This window comes from Microbacterium sp. NPDC089186 (assembly GCF_040685115.1).
Taxonomy (GTDB): Bacteria; Actinomycetota; Actinomycetes; order Actinomycetales; family Microbacteriaceae; genus Microbacterium; species Microbacterium galbum.
In genome coordinates, this window is sequence record NZ_JBFBHJ010000002.1 from 182,069 (window position 1) to 198,063 (window position 15,995).

14 protein-coding genes are annotated in these 15,995 nt (G+C 70.9%); 8 read left to right on the top strand and 6 right to left on the bottom strand.

What is annotated here, in order from left to right:
• Positions 1–244 precede the first annotated feature (244 nt).
• The 4 genes from AB0N82_RS07085 to opgC are packed head-to-tail and all read left to right on the top strand — an operon-like array spanning position 245 to position 5,513.
• Positions 245–2,161 (top strand): glycosyltransferase family 2 protein, encoded by a 1,917-nt coding sequence (locus AB0N82_RS07085; RefSeq protein ID WP_315995263.1) that lies wholly within the window; start codon positions 245–247, stop codon positions 2,159–2,161.
• A 1-nt stretch (position 2,162) separates the two neighbouring features.
• Positions 2,163–2,498: an STAS domain-containing protein gene (locus AB0N82_RS07090; protein WP_315994763.1), complete on the top strand. Its 336-nt coding sequence runs from the start codon at positions 2,163–2,165 to the stop codon at positions 2,496–2,498.
• The gene (locus tag AB0N82_RS07095; protein WP_315994764.1) at positions 2,491–2,907 is read left to right on the top strand and encodes an ATP-binding protein; all 417 of its coding nucleotides are present in this window, start codon (positions 2,491–2,493) and stop codon (positions 2,905–2,907) included. Before AB0N82_RS07090 ends, AB0N82_RS07095 begins: the two co-directional genes overlap by 8 nt.
• The gene (opgC, locus tag AB0N82_RS07100; RefSeq protein ID WP_363389812.1) at positions 2,904–5,513 is read left to right on the top strand and encodes an OpgC domain-containing protein; all 2,610 of its coding nucleotides are present in this window, start codon (positions 2,904–2,906) and stop codon (positions 5,511–5,513) included. The genes AB0N82_RS07095 and opgC overlap by 4 nt, the downstream gene beginning before the upstream one ends.
• A gap of 58 nt (positions 5,514–5,571) precedes the next feature.
• On the opposite strand, the gene AB0N82_RS07105 is transcribed toward opgC, so the two are convergent.
• The 4 genes from AB0N82_RS07105 to AB0N82_RS07120 form a co-directional block, all read right to left on the bottom strand.
• A complete protein-coding gene (locus AB0N82_RS07105) occupies positions 5,572–6,753 on the bottom strand; it encodes a GAF domain-containing SpoIIE family protein phosphatase (RefSeq protein ID WP_315994766.1) in 1,182 nt (393 codons plus the stop codon).
• A gap of 402 nt (positions 6,754–7,155) precedes the next feature.
• Positions 7,156–7,653 (bottom strand): HNH endonuclease, encoded by a 498-nt coding sequence (locus AB0N82_RS07110; RefSeq protein ID WP_315994767.1) that lies wholly within the window; start codon positions 7,651–7,653, stop codon positions 7,156–7,158.
• A 352-nt stretch (positions 7,654–8,005) separates the two neighbouring features.
• Complete coding sequence (locus tag AB0N82_RS07115) at positions 8,006–8,821, bottom strand: M23 family metallopeptidase (protein ID WP_315994768.1); 816 nt, start codon at positions 8,819–8,821, stop codon at positions 8,006–8,008.
• Between the two features lie 339 nt (positions 8,822–9,160).
• The gene (locus AB0N82_RS07120) at positions 9,161–9,859 is read right to left on the bottom strand and encodes a metal-dependent transcriptional regulator (protein WP_315994769.1); all 699 of its coding nucleotides are present in this window, start codon (positions 9,857–9,859) and stop codon (positions 9,161–9,163) included.
• 99 nt (positions 9,860–9,958) lie between these two features.
• Here AB0N82_RS07120 and serC point away from each other — a divergent pair, with 99 nt between their 5' ends.
• The gene (gene serC, locus AB0N82_RS07125) at positions 9,959–11,080 is read left to right on the top strand and encodes a phosphoserine transaminase (RefSeq protein ID WP_315994770.1); all 1,122 of its coding nucleotides are present in this window, start codon (positions 9,959–9,961) and stop codon (positions 11,078–11,080) included.
• Positions 11,081–11,143: 63 nt separating this feature from the next.
• On the opposite strand, the gene AB0N82_RS07130 is transcribed toward serC, so the two are convergent.
• The gene (locus AB0N82_RS07130; RefSeq protein WP_363389818.1) at positions 11,144–11,788 is read right to left on the bottom strand and encodes a DUF3027 domain-containing protein; all 645 of its coding nucleotides are present in this window, start codon (positions 11,786–11,788) and stop codon (positions 11,144–11,146) included.
• Entirely contained in the window at positions 11,772–12,155 is a 384-nt protein-coding gene (locus tag AB0N82_RS07135; protein WP_307454093.1) for a cold shock domain-containing protein, read from the bottom strand. Before AB0N82_RS07135 ends, AB0N82_RS07130 begins: the two co-directional genes overlap by 17 nt.
• A gap of 106 nt (positions 12,156–12,261) precedes the next feature.
• On the opposite strand from AB0N82_RS07135, the gene AB0N82_RS07140 reads away from it, so the two are divergent.
• From AB0N82_RS07140 to AB0N82_RS07150, 3 genes are read left to right on the top strand one after another with little or no spacing between them, the layout of a single operon-like run.
• Positions 12,262–12,543 (top strand): multidrug ABC transporter ATPase, encoded by a 282-nt coding sequence (locus AB0N82_RS07140; RefSeq protein WP_363389821.1) that lies wholly within the window; start codon positions 12,262–12,264, stop codon positions 12,541–12,543.
• A gap of 1 nt (position 12,544) precedes the next feature.
• Positions 12,545–14,275 (top strand): helicase-associated domain-containing protein, encoded by a 1,731-nt coding sequence (locus tag AB0N82_RS07145; RefSeq protein WP_363389824.1) that lies wholly within the window; start codon positions 12,545–12,547, stop codon positions 14,273–14,275.
• A gap of 47 nt (positions 14,276–14,322) precedes the next feature.
• Positions 14,323–15,972, top strand: a complete 1,650-nt coding sequence (locus AB0N82_RS07150; protein WP_315994774.1) for a DNA repair helicase XPB — start codon at positions 14,323–14,325, stop codon at positions 15,970–15,972.
• Positions 15,973–15,995: the final 23 nt, after the last annotated feature.

Sequence of the window (15,995 nt, forward strand, 5' to 3'; positions counted from 1 at the left end):
AGATACGATCGACCTCCGACATCGTCGGCCGGCGACCCCGTCACGACGAACCCGCGCCCGCGGGAGCGTACCTTCTCGACTCGACGACGCGCGCGTCAAGGATCGACGCGAAAGCCCGTCTTCATAGAAGATGAAAAGCGACGAAAGGTCCCCCCAATTGGTCGTCGAAACAACGATCCGTCGCGATGATCTGCGACGGGATGCACGACGTCGCGACGTCTCGCGCACACGACGTCTCGCTCTGGTGCGCGTGATCGTCATCCTGTCCGCCGCGACGGGCCTCAACTACATCACGTGGCGCTGGCTGGCGTCGGTGAACTGGGAGTCCTGGTGGATCGCGGTCCCCCTCGTGCTGGCCGAGACCTACAGCCTCATCGACTCCCTCCTCTTCGGCCTCGGCGCCTGGAGGCTGCGCGAGCGCCACGACGCACCCCCGCTGAAGCACGAGGTGACGGTCGACGTCCTCGTGACGACGTACAACGAGCCCCTCGACCTCGTCATGGAGACCGCTCGAGCGGCCAAGGCGATCCGCTACCCGCACGAGACCTGGATCCTCGACGACGGCGACCGCCCCGAGCTGCGCGCCCTCGCCGAAGCCGAGGGCATCGGCGTGATCACCCGTTCGGAGGCGTGGCGCGATCGCCCGCGTCACGCCAAGGCCGGCAATCTCAACAACGCGCTGATGGTGACCGAGGGCGAGTTCTTCCTCATCCTGGATGCCGATCAGATCCCCTCCCCCGACATCCTCGACCGCACGCTCGGATGGTTCGAGGACGACCGCGTCGCCCTGGTGCAGACCCCGCAGTGGTTCACCAACGTCCCGGCCAGCGACCCCCTCGGCAGCCAGGCGCCCCTGTTCTACGGGCCGATCCAGCAGTCCAAGGACGGATGGAACGCCGCCTTCTTCTGCGGCTCCAACGCGATCCTGCGCCGCGAGGCCCTCATGCAGCTCGGCGTCTCGCGCTACGTCGGCGAGGTCACCCTCGCCGTCAACCGCGGCATCCGCTCGTCCCGTCGCGTGCTCGCCCGAGCGCGACGCGAGCACGCGACCGACGCCCGCATCGTGGCATCCCTCGATCGCGTCTCCCGCGCGCTCGACGACCTCAAGGCGGGCATCGCGCGCGGCGACGCCCTCGCCGATCTCACCTACGGGTTCCAGCGGCAGATCATGGCGGTGCGCCGCGAGCTCGCCGATCAGGACATCGCCGAGGTGCGCGCCGAGCTCGCCGAGCTGGCGGAGGTGACGGGAGACCCCGCCGCCCTCGCCGCGATCGACGACCTCGCCCTCGAAGCCCTCGGCGAGCGCAGCCTGTCGCCCCTGGCCGCGGTCGAGTCGGTCAGCATGCTGGTGGAGTCCTTCGACGTCGGGCGCGAAGAAGAGGCGCAGGCCATCATGCCCCTCGCCACGATCTCGGTCACCGAGGACATGGCGACCTCGATGCGCCTGCACGGCCTCGGCTGGAAGTCGGTCTACCACGACGAGGTGCTCGCGAAGGGTCTCGCCCCCGAGGATCTCCCGACCATGCTCACCCAGCGCCTGCGCTGGGCGCAGGGCACGATGCAGGTGATGTTCCGCGAGAACCCGCTCGTGCAGAAGGGCATGAGCTGGGGTCAGCGGCTGATGTACTTCGGCACGATGTGGAGCTACCTGTCGGGCTTCGCCGCGATCGTGTACGTCGCCGCCCCCGTGCTGTACCTGTCGTTCGGGGTCATGCCCGTCCAGGCATGGAGCGTGGACTTCTTCGCGCGCTTCATCCCGTTCTTCGTCATCAACCAGGTGCTGTTCCTGGTGGTGGCCAACGGCCGACCGACCTGGCGGGGCGCGCAGTACTCGCTCGCCCTGTTCCCCGTGTGGATCCGCTCCGTCACGAGCGCGTTCGACAACGTCTACCGCGGGCGTTCGCTCGGGTTCTCCGTCACCCCGAAGACGCGCTCGCTCGAGAACCGCCCCCGCTGGGACCTCGTGAAGCCGCAGCTGTGGGTCATGGGCGCCCTCGTGGCCTCGCTCGGCGTCGTCGCCGTGCGCTACGCCGCGGGGCAGGCCGAGGGCATCGCTCCGCTCATCAACATCGCGTGGGTCCTGTACGACCTCGCCGTCTTCAGCATCATCGTCCGCGCGGTGCTGTACTCCGCCTCCGATCACCAACCGAAGGGTTACTGACATGCTCCAGGTCGACATCGACTCCCGCCCCGACGGAACGGTCGTCACGCCGCGCGGCCGTCTGACCATGGTGTCGGCGAAGTCGTTCCGCGAAACGGTCACCGCCGAGATCACCCGAGGGAAGGGCGACATCGTGGTCGTGGACCTCTCGGAGACCGAGTTCGTCGACTCGTCGGGACTCGGCGCGCTCGTCGCCTGCCTGAAGACGGCGCGCCAGGCCGGCGGCGACCTGCGCCTCGCGGCCCCGAGCGAGCAGGTCACGATGGTGCTCGGCCTCACCAACCTCGACCGGGTGCTGCGTCCGCGTCCGAGCGTCGACGAGGCCCTCCGTGACTGAGCCCGCGGCGCGCCGCTCCCTCGACGCCGCCGTCGTCCCGGCGAGCCTCGACGCCATCTTCGACCTGCTCGCCGGGTGGTGGGACGAGGTGGGCGAGGTGACGCCGATGACGCGGTTCGGCTTCGAGACGGCGGTGATCGAGATCGCCGGCAACATCGTCGAGCACTCGCGCGGCGAGTCCGACGAGCGCCGGTTCACCCTCGACCTCTTCGCCGATGCGCAGCGGCTCGTCGCGACGTTCCGCGACGACGGCGACCCTCCCCTGCTCGACCTGGCATCGGTGCGCATGGCGGATGCCGACGAGGAGAGCGGCCGCGGCCTGGCCCTCGCCAACGCGGGGGTCGACGACGTCGACTTCCGTCGCGACGGCGACCGGAACGTCTGGACGTTGGAGACGAGACGAGAGTGAGGCACGCGGGACGACGGATCGCGGCGGCCGTGGGGGCCACCGCCGCACTCCTTCTGATCGGCGTCTCCCCCGCCCTGGCCGCGGTACCCGCGCCCTCGGCGGCATCCGGCACGGTCGCGGCGCCCGCGACGCCGGATCCCCGCGCGACCCCCGACGCGCCCGGGGCATCCGTCACGCCCTCCGCCACCCCGACCGCGACGCCGCCCGCCTCGGCGACCGACGGCGTACGTTTCGGCCCCGAGCTCGACTGGGGCGACGACGGACCCGACGGCTACCGCACCCGCCTCGGCGAGACCCCGGCGATGTACAGCGTGCGCCTGTCGTACCCCCTCGACGCGCGTTCGATCTCGGAGTGGCAGCACGCCGCCCTGCAGGTCGCCGGGCAGGGGGCCTCGCTGGTGCTCACCCTGGAGCCCTCGGTCGAGCTCGAGACCCTGACCGACGCCGACGCGGCCGAGCTCACCATGCGCCTCGAGCGTTACCACTCGCAGTACGGCACCGAGCAGTTCGTGCGTTTCGCGCCCGAGATGAACGGCTCGTGGGTGTCGTGGGGGCAGCAGCCCACGGCCTACGTGGCCGCGTTCGACGACGTCGCCGCTGCCGTGCACGCCGGCACCTCCGGCGCCGAGATGCTGTGGAGCCCCTCCTACGGCGCCGGATACCCCTTCGAACGCGCCGACGGCCGCCTCGACGCCATCACCGCGCGCGACCGCGTCGCGATCGACACCGACGGCGACGGGCTGTTCACCGAGGCCGACGACCCGTACGGTCCGTATTTCCCGGATGCCGACTCCGTCGACCGCGTGGGACTGTCGCTGTACTACTTCGGCAAGGGCGAGGCGGCGGCCGCCGCCGGCCGCGACGTGCCGCTCGAGGAGAACGCCGCCCCGGAGGACGGCGAGGTCGCCGCACGGCTGGACGAGAGATGGGGCTACACGACCGGTCAGCGCTCGTCGTTCTACGACCGCTTCGCCGTCGGCCAGGGCAAGCAGCTCCTGCTCGACACCGGCGCGCTGTACGACTTCGGTCGCGAGGGCGACTCCGAACTGGCGGTGAAGCGCGGCTGGTGGACGCAGGTGCTCGCCGAGCTCGGCGACCACCCCCTCATCACCGGGATCACCTGGCTCGAGGTGGTCCGCGAAGAGGCCGAGGCCGGTGGACGCGAGGTCGACTGGCGCGCGACGGCGAACGGCGAGCTGGCCACCGCGCTGCGTGACGACCTGCTCTCGACGGGCCTCATCCGCTGGGGACCGGTCTCCGATGTCGTCACGCCCGAGCAGGGGGTGGCCGCCACGGTGCAGGTGCGTCAGGGCGGCGCGGATCCGAACGAGGAGATGAACTGGATCACCGGCAGCGCAGCCGTCCTCGCGGTCGCGTTCCTGGCATCCGGGATCATCGGTCGCGCGCTGCCGAAATGGCGCTACGACGACACCTCGGCCAGCCGCGACCTGCGCATCGACATGGTGCGCGGCTTCATCATCGTGGTGGTGGTCGTGACGCACATCGAGGTCACGAGCCCGTTCGCCTACGCCTCACTCAAGGCGATCGGTGCGATCACCGGGGCGGAGTTGTTCGTGCTGCTCAGCGGCATCGTGCTGGGCATGGTGTTCCCCGCGGCGGTCGCCCGCGCGGGCGAGTGGGGCGCGGCGGTGGCGGCGTGGGGACGCGCGCGCAAGCAGTACCTCGTCGCCCTGGCCGTGATTCTGCTGGTCTTCGCGATCGGCTTCCTCCCCTTCGTCGACGCCTCCGCGGTGACCACCTTCACCGATCGCGGGACGGGCGAAGGAGGCTCCGGCGACAGCGGACGCGTGTACGACCTCTATCCCAACGGCGAGCGCCTGCTCGACTATCCGCCGCCGTGGTACGCCGTCCGCCAGTTCCTCCTGCTCGAGATGGGCCCGTGGCCCTTCAACATCATGGGCCTGTTCGTGGTGCTGAGCCTGGCGTATCCCGCGTTGATGTGGCTCATCAAGAGGCGCCTGTGGTGGCTCGTGCTCGCTCTCAGCTGGGGCGTCTACGTTCTGCACGGCATCGCCCCCGACGTCCTGCGCCTTCCGTCGCAGTTCGACGCGGTGTTCCCCCTCGCGCTCTGGCAGGTGCTGTTCACGCACGGCCTCGTGATCGGGTACTACCGTCGCCGGATCATCCGCGCACTCACGTCGCTGCCCGGCAAGATCGGTGTCGGTGTCTTCGTGGTCGGCTATGCCGGCATCCTGGTCTACCTGTGGGCGGGGCAGACCTACGGCTTCACCCCCGTGCCCTTCCCGGCCGACCTCTACGCGGGTCTCTACGACTCCGGCTACCAGCGCATCTTCCTCGAGTGGGGGCGTCTGCTCGACCTGCCGCTCGTGCTGGTGTGCACCTACGCGGTGCTGACGGTCGCCTGGAAGCCGATCGAGAAGAGCATGGGCTGGCTCTGGATCCCCCTCGGCCAGGCGAGCCTGTACGTGTTCATCGTGCACGTGTTCTTCGTGCTCGCCGTGGCGAACATCCCGGGGCTGGACCGCGGGAGCTTCTGGCAGGGGACGCTCATCCACGCGGCGGTCATCGGGATCATCTTCGTCATGGTCCGCAAGCGCTTCCTGTTCACCGTCATCCCACGCTGAGGCCGCAACGACGGATGCCGGGTCCTCGCGCCACGCGAGGACCCGGCATCCGGAGTGCTCAGTGCACCGATAGCACGACGGCGGTGACGTCGTCGTCGACCTCGTGGGTGGAGACCTTCAGCGCGAGCTCGTCGAAGAACCCGCCGGTGTCGGCGGCGGCGCGCAGATCGTCGCCGATCATGCGGAGACTCTCGAGCGTGGAGTCGTAGGCGTCGAGCGCCCCATCCGAGACGCTGACGAGCAGGTCGCCGCGACCGACCCGCACGCGACCGGGCTCCCAGGTCACGTCGGCCGGACGCAGCCCGAGCGGGAGGTTGCGCGAGTCGAGCCTCTCGCTCGTCCCGTCGGCGTGCAGCACGAGGGTCAGGCCGTGACCGGCGTCGACGAAGTCGACCGTGCCGGAGGCGGCGTCCACGACGGCATGGAAGACGGTCGCGAACACATCGCGGTAGCGGCCGTCGGCGCGGGCCTCGTCCTCGACCGAGAGCATCGCCTGCACGGGGTCCATGTCGCGCCGGGCCTGCAGGGCTCCGAGCAGCGCGTCGGCGACGGCCCCGGCGGCCTCGCCCTTGCCCATCACGTCGGCGAGGGTGACCACCACCCGTCCGCCCACCTGCTGCCAGCCGCTGCTGTCTCCGCTGACGACCCCGTGCGGGATGGCGAGGGATGCCAGGCCCACGCCGTCGGCGCTGCCCCGCTTCTCCCGTCCGGTCGCCGGGCCCGCTGCAGCGGCCGGATCGGCGGGCGCGGCCGGGGCGGACGCGTCTGCCTCGCTCTGCCGCACCTCCGCCTGGGCCCAGCGGCCGAACTGCTCGAGGCTGCGCCGCTGCGCGTCGCTCAGCGACCGGGCGTCGGAATCGAGCAGGCACAGCGTGCCCACGGCATCGCCGTCGTCGGTGCGCAGAGGGAAGCCCGCGTAGAAGCGCATCCCGAACTCCGTGACCGACGCGATGTCGCGGAAGCGCTCGTCTGCGGTCGCGTCGTCGACCTCGAGCAGACCATCCTGCTTGACCGTCTCGCCGCAGAACACCGCCTCGCGCGGCGACCGGCCGAAGCGCGGTCCCTCCGGTTGCGACTTCGTGTAGACCTCGTCGGTGTCGACGATGTTCACGAGCGCGTAGTCGACGTCGAAGAGCTCGCGCGCGAGGCGCGTGATGCGATCGAACCGTTCCTCGGGGGGCGAGTCCATCAGCCCTGTGCGCTCGACGGGGGATTCGGGGGTGGGCGTGTCGAAGGTCATCGGGGGGGTCTGTCCTTCCGCGGGGCGTGACACCGCACGGATGAGCGGCGACCGACGCGCTCTCGCGGACGCGGACAGCTTCGACTCGGAAGACTCCCCCACGTCGTCGCGGAATCGATCGCGCCGACTCTTCGACTCTAGCGAGTGAGGGGCGATGCCGGGCGGAGTCGCCGCACGGTCCCCGTTCTCGCCGGAGCGACCGGAGGTCCGCCTCCCTCGCCGCGACCTCGCCGATCACCGTCGGCACGAGGCGGTCGAGCACCGTCGCACGGGAACGCCGCCCACTGCTCCTCGAGACGTTCACCGCCGCGGCGACCGCACCGTTCCGGTCGCGCACGGGCACCGCCACCGAGGTGAGCCCGGGCGCGAGCTCGACCTCGACGACGGCCCCCACGCGTCAGATCATGCGGCGAGCGCCAGGTACGGCTCCCAGCGCGGGTCGCTCTTGTCGACGCCCCGCACCGTCCACGACGAGCCGCGCGGGGGCGCGGGCACGAGTCGCAGCTCCCACCGCATCTCCTGCGGGGTGCGATCGCCCTTGATGTTGTTGCAGGCCAGGCAGCAGGCCACGAGGTTCTCCCACGTGTCTTTCCCGCCGCGAGAGCGCGGCAGCACGTGGTCGATGGTCGACGCGGCCTTGCCGCAATAACCGCACCGGTGCGCGTCGCGCCGCAGGACCCCGCGGCGCGTGACCGGCACCTGACGCGCCCCCGGCACCCGGACGTATCGCGTCAGGATGATCACCGCCGGGCGGTCGTAGGTTCCCGCCGCCGCCCAGACGGGGTCTTCCTCGATGCGTTCGATGACCGTGGCCTTCTCGTTCATGACGAGCACGAGCGCTCGTTTGAACGACACGACCGCGAGGGGCTCGTAGCCCGCGTTCAGGACCAGTGTGCGCATTCCGCTTCCTCTCGAATGGCCGAGACGGCTTCTCGGATGTTCGACTCGCGACGACGGCTGAGGCGCAGGGGTATGAAAAAAGGCGCTGTCTAGGCAGACAGCGCCTGGGTGATCGCGGCGAAACCGCGGCATCCGAACACACGATGCCGAAGAACGAGCAGCCCGAGCGCATCCATGGTGCGGATGCGCGGGCTGGTGTTCATCGGCGTTCCCTCCGGTTCTTCCGACGTCGCTGACAGGCTAACCCACTGCGACACGCCCGGGGTCGGGTGCGGGGGGAAACAGGAAGCGGCGTGTCGGAGAACGATCGTCTCCGGCACGCCGCTTCAGGTCGCGATCTCCGCGACGAAGGTCAGCCCGCGTTCTGCTGCAGCCAGGCGTAGGGGTCGACGACCGAGCCGTTGATGTGCACCTCGAAGTGCAGGTGGTTCGCGGTCGAGCTGCCCGTCGAGCCGACGAGGCCGATCAGCTGGCCTGCCGCGACGGTCTGGCCCGCCTGCACCTGACGGCTGCCGTACGTCATGTGACCGTAGGTGGTCGACACCTTCTGGCCGTTGATCACGTGCTCGATGACGATGCCGACGCCGTAGCCGCCGTAGCTCTCGGACGAGACGCTCACGACACCCGCCGCGGCGGCGAAGATCGGCTGACCGCCGGGGGCGAGCAGGTCGACGCCCTGGTGGTAGCCCGAGTCCCAGAGGCCACGGCCGAGGATGTAGCTGGTCAGCGGCCAGCGCACCTCGCCCGAGCCGGGAGCGGTCATCGTGAGGTCGATGTTCGAGACCGACGAACCGGCGGTGGATGCCGACTGGCGGGCCCGCTCCGCGGCTGCCGCCGCGGCGGCTGCAGCCGCCTCCTCGTCCTTCTTCTTCTGGATCTCCTCCGCCGTGGTGGCGGAATAGCTGCTGCGGTCGAGGCTCTCGGCCGTCGCGTCCGACGCGACGACGAGCGACTGGTTGTCGGGCGCCGACATCTGCTGCAGCGACATCGTCTGGGCCGCGGGCACCGTGGCCGCGTACGCCGGGATCGCGACGGTGGCGACGAGCCCTGCGACCATCGACAGGATCACGGCGCTGCGCAGCGGCTTGACCCCGCGCCGCCGGGCGGCGCCGGTGGGGGCGGGAGCGGTACGGGCGACGGGTGCGGTCGCCGTGGAGCGGGACTGCATCGGGCGGCGGGTGGGTCGAGCGACCTCAGCGCGCGCGCTCTTGCGGGTGGGACCCGTTGCGGGGACCTCGGGTAGGTCCGCAGCGGGATCGTTGTGTTCAGCCAAAGTTCCTCCGGCGCCTCTGCGTCTGGGACGCTGGCTCGTCAGCACTCGATGGTTGGGGGCACGATGTGCGGGCTTCACCCTCTGCGGACGACGAGCCGATGAGGCAAACCGCGAGGGGTCCGACGGCGGGCTTCTCGCCTGTGGACCCTCAGAGGCTACCCGAAGATAACGAACAAGTCACGCTCTGCATCGAGTGACGGCCCGATGCCCGGCGAAGGCTCAGCCTCGGTCGACTCAGCTCTCGGCGACGAGGAAGATGTGCGACGCGACCTCGACCGGGAGTTCGAGCCCCTCGTCGACGCCCTCCATCTGCACCAGCACGTACCCCTCGTTGAAGCGGTAGTCGCCGCGCGCTCCGGGCAGGACCCCCGCCGCCTTCAGCTGCTGCAGGAGCTCGGGGTCGACCTGCGCCGGCTCGGCGAGCCGACGGACCGTGCCCGAGATCGGACCGCCCGCGTCGGTGAGCTTGCGCACCAGACCCACGACCCCGTCGTCGAACGTGGCGCTCGCGGTGTCGCCGAGCTGGTCGAGACCGGGGATCGGGTTGCCGTAGGGAGACTCGGTGGGGTGGCCGAGCAGCTCGACGAGCCGGCGTTCGACCTGCTCGCTCATGACGTGCTCCCACCGGCAGGCCTCGTCGTGCACGTAGGCCCAGTCGAGACCGATGACATCGCTCAGCAGCCGCTCGGCGAGACGGTGCTTGCGCATGACGTCGACCGCCTTCTGACGACCGTCGGAGGTCAGCTCGAGGCGCCGGTCCTCGGACACCACCACGAGGCCGTCGCGCTCCATGCGTCCCACGGTCTGCGACACCGTCGGACCCGAGTGGCCGAGGCGCTCGGAGATGCGCGCGCGCAGCGGCACGATCTTCTCCTCCTCGAGCTCCAGGATGGTGCGCAGATACATCTCGGTGGTGTCGATCAGGTCGGTCATTCAGCAGTCCTCGATGTCGCGCGGCAGGTCCTCCCAGCCTACCGACCCCCTCCGACATGAGCACCGGAGGGCCGGGACCGGGACCCTAGAATCGGTCCCATGCCGCACGTGGAACTGCCCAGTGACCTCCTGCCCGCCGACGGCCGCTTCGGATGCGGTCCCTCGAAGGTGCGCGGTGCGCAGCTCGAGGCCCTCGTCACCCGCGGGGCGTCGATCCTCGGCACTTCGCACCGCCAGGCGCCGGTGAAGAACCTCGTCGCCAGCACGCGCGAGCGCCTCGCGCAGCTGTTCCGCCTCCCCGAGGGGTACGAGATCATCCTGGGCAACGGCGGATCGACCGCGTTCTGGGATGCCGCGGCCTTCGGCCTCATCGAGAACCGCAGCCAGAACCTCGTCTTCGGCGAGTTCGGCGGCAAGTTCGCCTCCGCGGCCGCAGCCCCCTGGCTGCAGGCGCCCGACGTCCGCAAGGCCGAGCCGGGCACCCGCACGGTCGCCGAGGCCGTCGAGGGCGTCGACGTGTACGCGTGGCCGCACAACGAGACCTCCACGGGCGTATCCGCGCCCGTCCAGCGCGTTCAGGCGGATGCCGGCGCGCTCACCGTGATCGACGCGACCAGCGCCGCGGGCGGCATCGACTTCGACGTGACGCAGGCCGACGTCTACTACTTCGCCCCGCAGAAGAACCTCGGCTCCGACGGGGGCCTGTGGTACGCCGCCGTCTCGCCGGCCGCGATCGAGCGCATCGAGGGCATCGCGGCATCCGACCGCTACATCCCCGAGTTCCTGAGCCTGAAGAACGCGCTCGACAACTCCCGCCTGCAGCAGACCCTCAACACCCCGGCCCTGGCCACCCTGCTCCTGCTCGACGAGCAGCTCGGCTGGATCCTCGACAACGGCGGCCTGTCGTGGGCGGCCGGCCGAACGGCGGAGTCGTCGGCGGCACTGTACGACTGGGCGGATGCCAGCACGGTCGCGACCCCGTTCGTCGCCGACCCGGCCGACCGCTCCCCCGTCGTCGTCACGATCGACTTCGACGAGAGCATCGACGCCGCGGCGATCGCGAAGAGCCTGCGCGCCAACGGCATCGTCGACACCGAGCCTTACCGCAAGCTCGGCCGCAACCAGCTGCGGGTGGCGACGTTCGTCTCGATCGAGCCCGACGACGTCCGCCGCCTCATCGGCGCGATCGACTACACGATCGAACGCCTTCCCGGCGCCTGAGCCGGTCACGACGAAGGCCGCCCCGCATCACGCGGGGCGGCCTTCGTCGTTCGGGGCTGCGCGTCAGTAGCTGCGGTCGCCCTCGTCGCGATCGTCGTCGTACGCCTCCGCGTCGTCGTCGTCGTCATCCGCGTGGTCGTCGTCCGCGTCGTGGCCATCCGCGTCGTCGCCGTCCGCCCGATGGTCGGGGGCGTGGTCCGCGTCGAGTTCGTCGATGTCCACGCCGTCGAGGTCGCCCGCGTGGAAGCGGGCCTTGGGCTCGTCCTCTTCTTCGTCGTCGTCGTCATCGGAATCGTCGTGCTCGTCGTCGACGTCGTCGACGTCGTCGTCATCCGCTTCGTCGTCGGCATCCTCTGCCGCCGCAGCGGCCTGGGCCGCCTGGTACTCGGCCAGTCGCGTCGCCCACGGCACCCAGTCGGGGGCGAGCAGCGCGCCGTCTCCGGGGAGCAGCTCGACCTCGAGCACCGTCGGCTCGGAGTCCTCGACGACAGCCACGCTCACCGTCCAGAACCACCCCGGGTATCCCGACAGGCGCGTGTGGAAACGGAGCGAGACGACGCCGTCGTCTTCGAGGGTGTATCCCGCGGCGGGGCCGACGGTGTCGGCCGCGGTAATCTCGTGCAGGGCCGCGAGGGCGAGATCGTGCGCGCCGGTCAGCCGCTCGTCGGCGACTGGCGAGGGCTCACCCTGCTCAGGCTTCGAAGTCATCGGCGACCTTGCGCAGGACCGCGGCGATCTTCTGGGCGTGCGGGCCGCTGGGATAGCGACCGCGACGCAGGTCACCGCCGATGCCGTCGAGGAGCTTCACGAGGTCCTCCACGATGATCGCCATGTCGTCGGCCGGCTTGCGCGACCGCTTCGACAGGCTCACCGGAGCGTCCAGCACGCGGACCGACAGCGCCTGCAGTCCGCGCTTGCCGTCGGCCACGCCGAACTCGAGGCGCGTTCCGGCCTTGGGAGCGGGGGTCCCGGCGGGCAGAGCCGTGGCGTGCAGGAACACGTCCTGGCCGTCATCGGTGCTGATGAAGCCGAAGCCCTTCTCGTCGTCGTAGAACCTGACCTTGCCGGTGGGCATGGACACCTCGCTGGATATGTGCGCGAACGCGCGGCGGAACGCGGGAACCGAGCGGATCCCGGTCTTCCAGCCTACGACACCGGCGCCAGGCAGTAGGCTGAGCGCGATGAGCACCCGCACCACCGGCGGCAGCACGCCGGGCGACGACGTTCCCGTCCGACGTATCGACCGCATCCTGGCGTTCATGTCGCTGGGTCTCCTCGTGCTGTCGATCGTGTGCTTCTTCGCGATCATCGTTGGCTCCAGCTCCGGAGCCGACATGGGCTCGGGCATCTGGCCGACGATCGGGGTCATCGTCTACATCGCCCCACCGGTCGCCTTCGTGTGCCTGCTGGCCGTGCTCATCATGAGCTTCACCCGAAGGGCGCGGGCCAACAAGGCCCGCTGACGTGCCCGAGACCTCCGCACAACGCGCACTGGCGGTCTCGTTGGGCGCGCGCGACGACGCCTCTCTCGCACGCCTGTTCACGGGGCGGCACGTCGCTCCCTCGAGCGCCTGGCGCGACATGTTCGACGCCGCCGAGGCGCTTCTCGATCCGGCCTCGGTCGCTCGGGAGCTGCCCGCCCTGACGCGCGACGAGGCGATCGCGCTGCTCGACGCCGTCGCCGGCAGCCCGGCCACCGGCGCCGCGCGCGACGCGCTGATCGCGCGCGCCCTGGTCGGCGACGACGGCATCCCGTTCCCGACCGTCACGAGCGCGGTGCACGAGGCGCTCCCCGACGGACTGCCCGCGGCCCCGTCCGCGACGGCGCCCGCCCCGGCCGCGGAGACGGCCTCGGCAGCGGCGGAGGCCGCTTTCACCAACGCCGCCTCGGTCGCCGACATCCTCATGCTCACGCTCGAGTCCCCCCTCGGCCGTATCGGGTCGGGGTCGCTCGGCGCGACGGAGCGGCGACGACTCGTCGACGCGGGGGCGGTGACCACCGCCGCCGAAGCGGACCTGCTGGTCGGCCTCGCCTCCGACGTCGGCCTCCTGGGCGCGAACGACCGAGCGTGGCTCGTTTCGCCCCGGGGCCGCGAATGGCTGCGCCTGCCGACCCTCGAGCGCTGGAGCCGCACGGCGGTGGCCCTGCGCGATGCTCTCCCCCGCGCGTATCGAGCGGATGACGGAGGCTGGATCCCCAGCGAGCACTGGGCCGACGCCACCCCCTTCGACCCCGAGGGGCCCGAGCGCGCGACGCTGTGGATCCGGCGGCTGGTGCGCTGGGGCCTGCTCGACGCGGCGGGACGCGTGGCGCCCTGGGCGGCCCCCCTCGCGGCCGGCGGCGAGCTCGACACCTCGGCGTTGAAAGAGCTGCTGCCCCCCGAGGTCGACCGCGTCTACCTGCAGAACGACTTGACCGCGATCGCGCCGGGACCCCTGGCGCCCCACCTCGACGTACGGCTGCGCACGATGGCCGCGCGCGAGTCCCGCGCCCAGGCCTCGAGCTACCGTTTCAGCGCCGGCACGGTGGGCGCGGCGATCACCGCTGGCGAGACCGCGGAGTCGCTCCGGAGCTTCCTCACCGAAATCTCCCTCACGGGCCTGCCGCAGCCGCTCGCGTACGTCATCGAACGCACCTCCGCCGAGCACGGCCGCGTGCGCGTGGGCGTCGACGCCGACACCTCTCTCACGCGGGTGACCACCGACGACGAGACCCTGCGACGCTCGATGGAGGTCGATCAGTCGTTGCGCTCGATCGCCCTGGCGCGCGACGACGGCGACGACCTCGTCTCCCACGTCTCGGCCGACGTCGTTTTCTGGGCCCTCACAGACGCGCACTATCCCGCTGTCGCCGTCGACGCCGACGGCCGCCCCCGCGCTCTCGAGCGCGCGAAGCTCGCCGGCGCCGAGCAGCCGGCGTCCGACCCCGACGAGCTCTACGCCCCGCTCCTGGGGCGCCTGCGCAACGGCGCCCAGGACTCCGATGCCGCGTGGCTCGAGCGCGAGCTCGATCACGCGGTCCGCGCCCGCGCCGTGGTCGACGTGACCGTGCGGCTGCCCGACGGGTCGGCGCGAGTGTTCCGGCTCGAGGCGACGGGTCTCGGCGGCGGACGCCTGCGCGGACGCGACCGCGCGGCCGACGTCGAGCGCACGCTCCCCCTCTCGCACATCGAAGGGGTCGCCCCGGTCGACTGAGACCAGGGGACGCCGGGCTGCTTGCGACCCCGGTAGACTCGAACGCTATGTCTGACGGCCCCTTGATCGTGCAGAGCGACCGCACCGTCCTCCTCGAGGTCGCGCACCCCCAGGCGGAGACGGCGCGGCACGAGCTCGCGGTCTTCGCCGAGCTCGAGCGCGCACCCGAGCACATCCACACCTACCGGATCACGCGGCTCGGCCTGTGGAACGCCCGCGCGGCCGGCCACGACGCCGACGCGATGCTCGAGACGCTCGACACGTGGTCGCGCTTCCCCGTCCCCGCATCCGTCAGCACCGACATCCGGGAGACGGTCAACCGGTACGGGCGCCTCGTCATCGAGCGCAACGACGAGGGCGCCCTCGTCCTGCGGTCGACGGATGCCGCCGTCCTCGGCGAGGTCTCGCGCAACAAGCGCATCGCTCCCCTGCTGATCGGGCATCCCAGCCCCGACAGTTACCTCGTCGACGCATGGGCACGCGGTCACATCAAACAAGAGCTGTTGAAGATCGGCTGGCCCGCCGAAGACCTCGCCGGATACACCCCCGGCACCCCGCACCCGATCGACCTCGCCGAAGACGGCTGGAGCCTGCGCCCCTACCAGCGTCAGGCGGTGGACTCGTTCTCCGAGGGCGGGTCCGGCGTCGTGGTGCTCCCCTGCGGCGCCGGCAAGACGCTCGTGGGCGCGGGGGCGATGGCCGACACGCGCACGACGACCCTCATCCTCGTCACCAACACCGTCAGCGCCCGTCAGTGGCGCGACGAGCTGCTGCGGCGCACGACCCTGACCCCCGACGAGATCGGCGAGTACTCCGGTCAGGTGAAGGAGATCAAGCCGGTCACCATCGCGACGTACCAGATCCTCACCGCCAAGCGGAAAGGCCAGTACGCCCACCTCGCCCTGCTCGACGCCCTCGACTGGGGCCTCGTGCTGTACGACGAGGTGCACCTCCTCCCCGCCCCGGTCTTCAAGCTCACCGCCGACCTGCAGGCGCGCCGCCGCCTCGGCCTCACTGCGACGCTCGTGCGCGAGGACGGACGCGAGGGCGACGTGTTCAGCCTCATCGGCCCCAAGCGCTTCGACGCGCCGTGGAAGGAGATCGAGGCCCAGGGCTTCATCTCCCCGGCCGCCTGCTACGAGGTGCGCATCGACCTCCCGGCCGACGAGCGCCTCGAATACGCCGCCGCGGCCGACGAGGATCGCTATCGCCTCGCCGCCACCGCCCCCGCGAAGATCGACGTCACGCGCCGCCTGGTGCAGCGGCATCCGGGTGAGCGCGTGCTGGTCATCGGGCAGTACCTCGATCAGATCGACGAGCTCGCCGAGGCGTTGAACGCCCCGCAGATCACCGGCGCCACCCCGATCCCCGAGCGCGAGGAACTGTTCCAGGGCTTCCGCGACGGCAGCATCCCGCTGCTCGTCGTCTCGAAGGTGGCGAACTTCTCGGTCGACCTCCCCGAGGCGTCCGTCGCGATCCAGGTGTCGGGCTCGTTCGGCTCGCGGCAGGAGGAGGCGCAGCGTCTCGGACGTCTGCTGCGGCCTAAGCAGTCGAACCACACGGCGAGCTTCTACACCCTCATCGCGCGCGACACCGTCGACCAGGATTTCGCGCAGAACCGTCAGCGCTTCCTCGCCGAGCAGGGCTACGCCTACACGATCCTGGATGCCGACGGGATCGACGCCGCGGCCGCCTGACGCATACCAGCACGCGGCTTTCC

Bases quoted from the DNA above. Each gene is read 5' to 3' on its own strand.
- AB0N82_RS07090 (WP_315994763.1), top strand. From the start codon at position 2,163: ATGCTCCAGGTCGACATCGACTCCCGCCCCGACGGAACGGTCGTCACG.
- AB0N82_RS07105 (WP_315994766.1), bottom strand. From the start codon at position 6,753: ATGACCTTCGACACGCCCACCCCCGAATCCCCCGTCGAGCGCACAGGG.
- AB0N82_RS07110 (WP_315994767.1), bottom strand. From the start codon at position 7,653: ATGCGCACACTGGTCCTGAACGCGGGCTACGAGCCCCTCGCGGTCGTG.
- AB0N82_RS07115 (WP_315994768.1), bottom strand. From the start codon at position 8,821: ATGCAGTCCCGCTCCACGGCGACCGCACCCGTCGCCCGTACCGCTCCC.
- AB0N82_RS07120 (WP_315994769.1), bottom strand. From the start codon at position 9,859: ATGACCGACCTGATCGACACCACCGAGATGTATCTGCGCACCATCCTG.
- serC (WP_315994770.1), top strand. From the start codon at position 9,959: ATGCCGCACGTGGAACTGCCCAGTGACCTCCTGCCCGCCGACGGCCGC.
- AB0N82_RS07130 (WP_363389818.1), bottom strand. From the start codon at position 11,788: ATGACTTCGAAGCCTGAGCAGGGTGAGCCCTCGCCAGTCGCCGACGAG.
- AB0N82_RS07135 (WP_307454093.1), bottom strand. From the start codon at position 12,155: ATGCCCACCGGCAAGGTCAGGTTCTACGACGACGAGAAGGGCTTCGGC.
- AB0N82_RS07140 (WP_363389821.1), top strand. From the start codon at position 12,262: ATGAGCACCCGCACCACCGGCGGCAGCACGCCGGGCGACGACGTTCCC.
- AB0N82_RS07150 (WP_315994774.1), top strand. From the start codon at position 14,323: ATGTCTGACGGCCCCTTGATCGTGCAGAGCGACCGCACCGTCCTCCTC.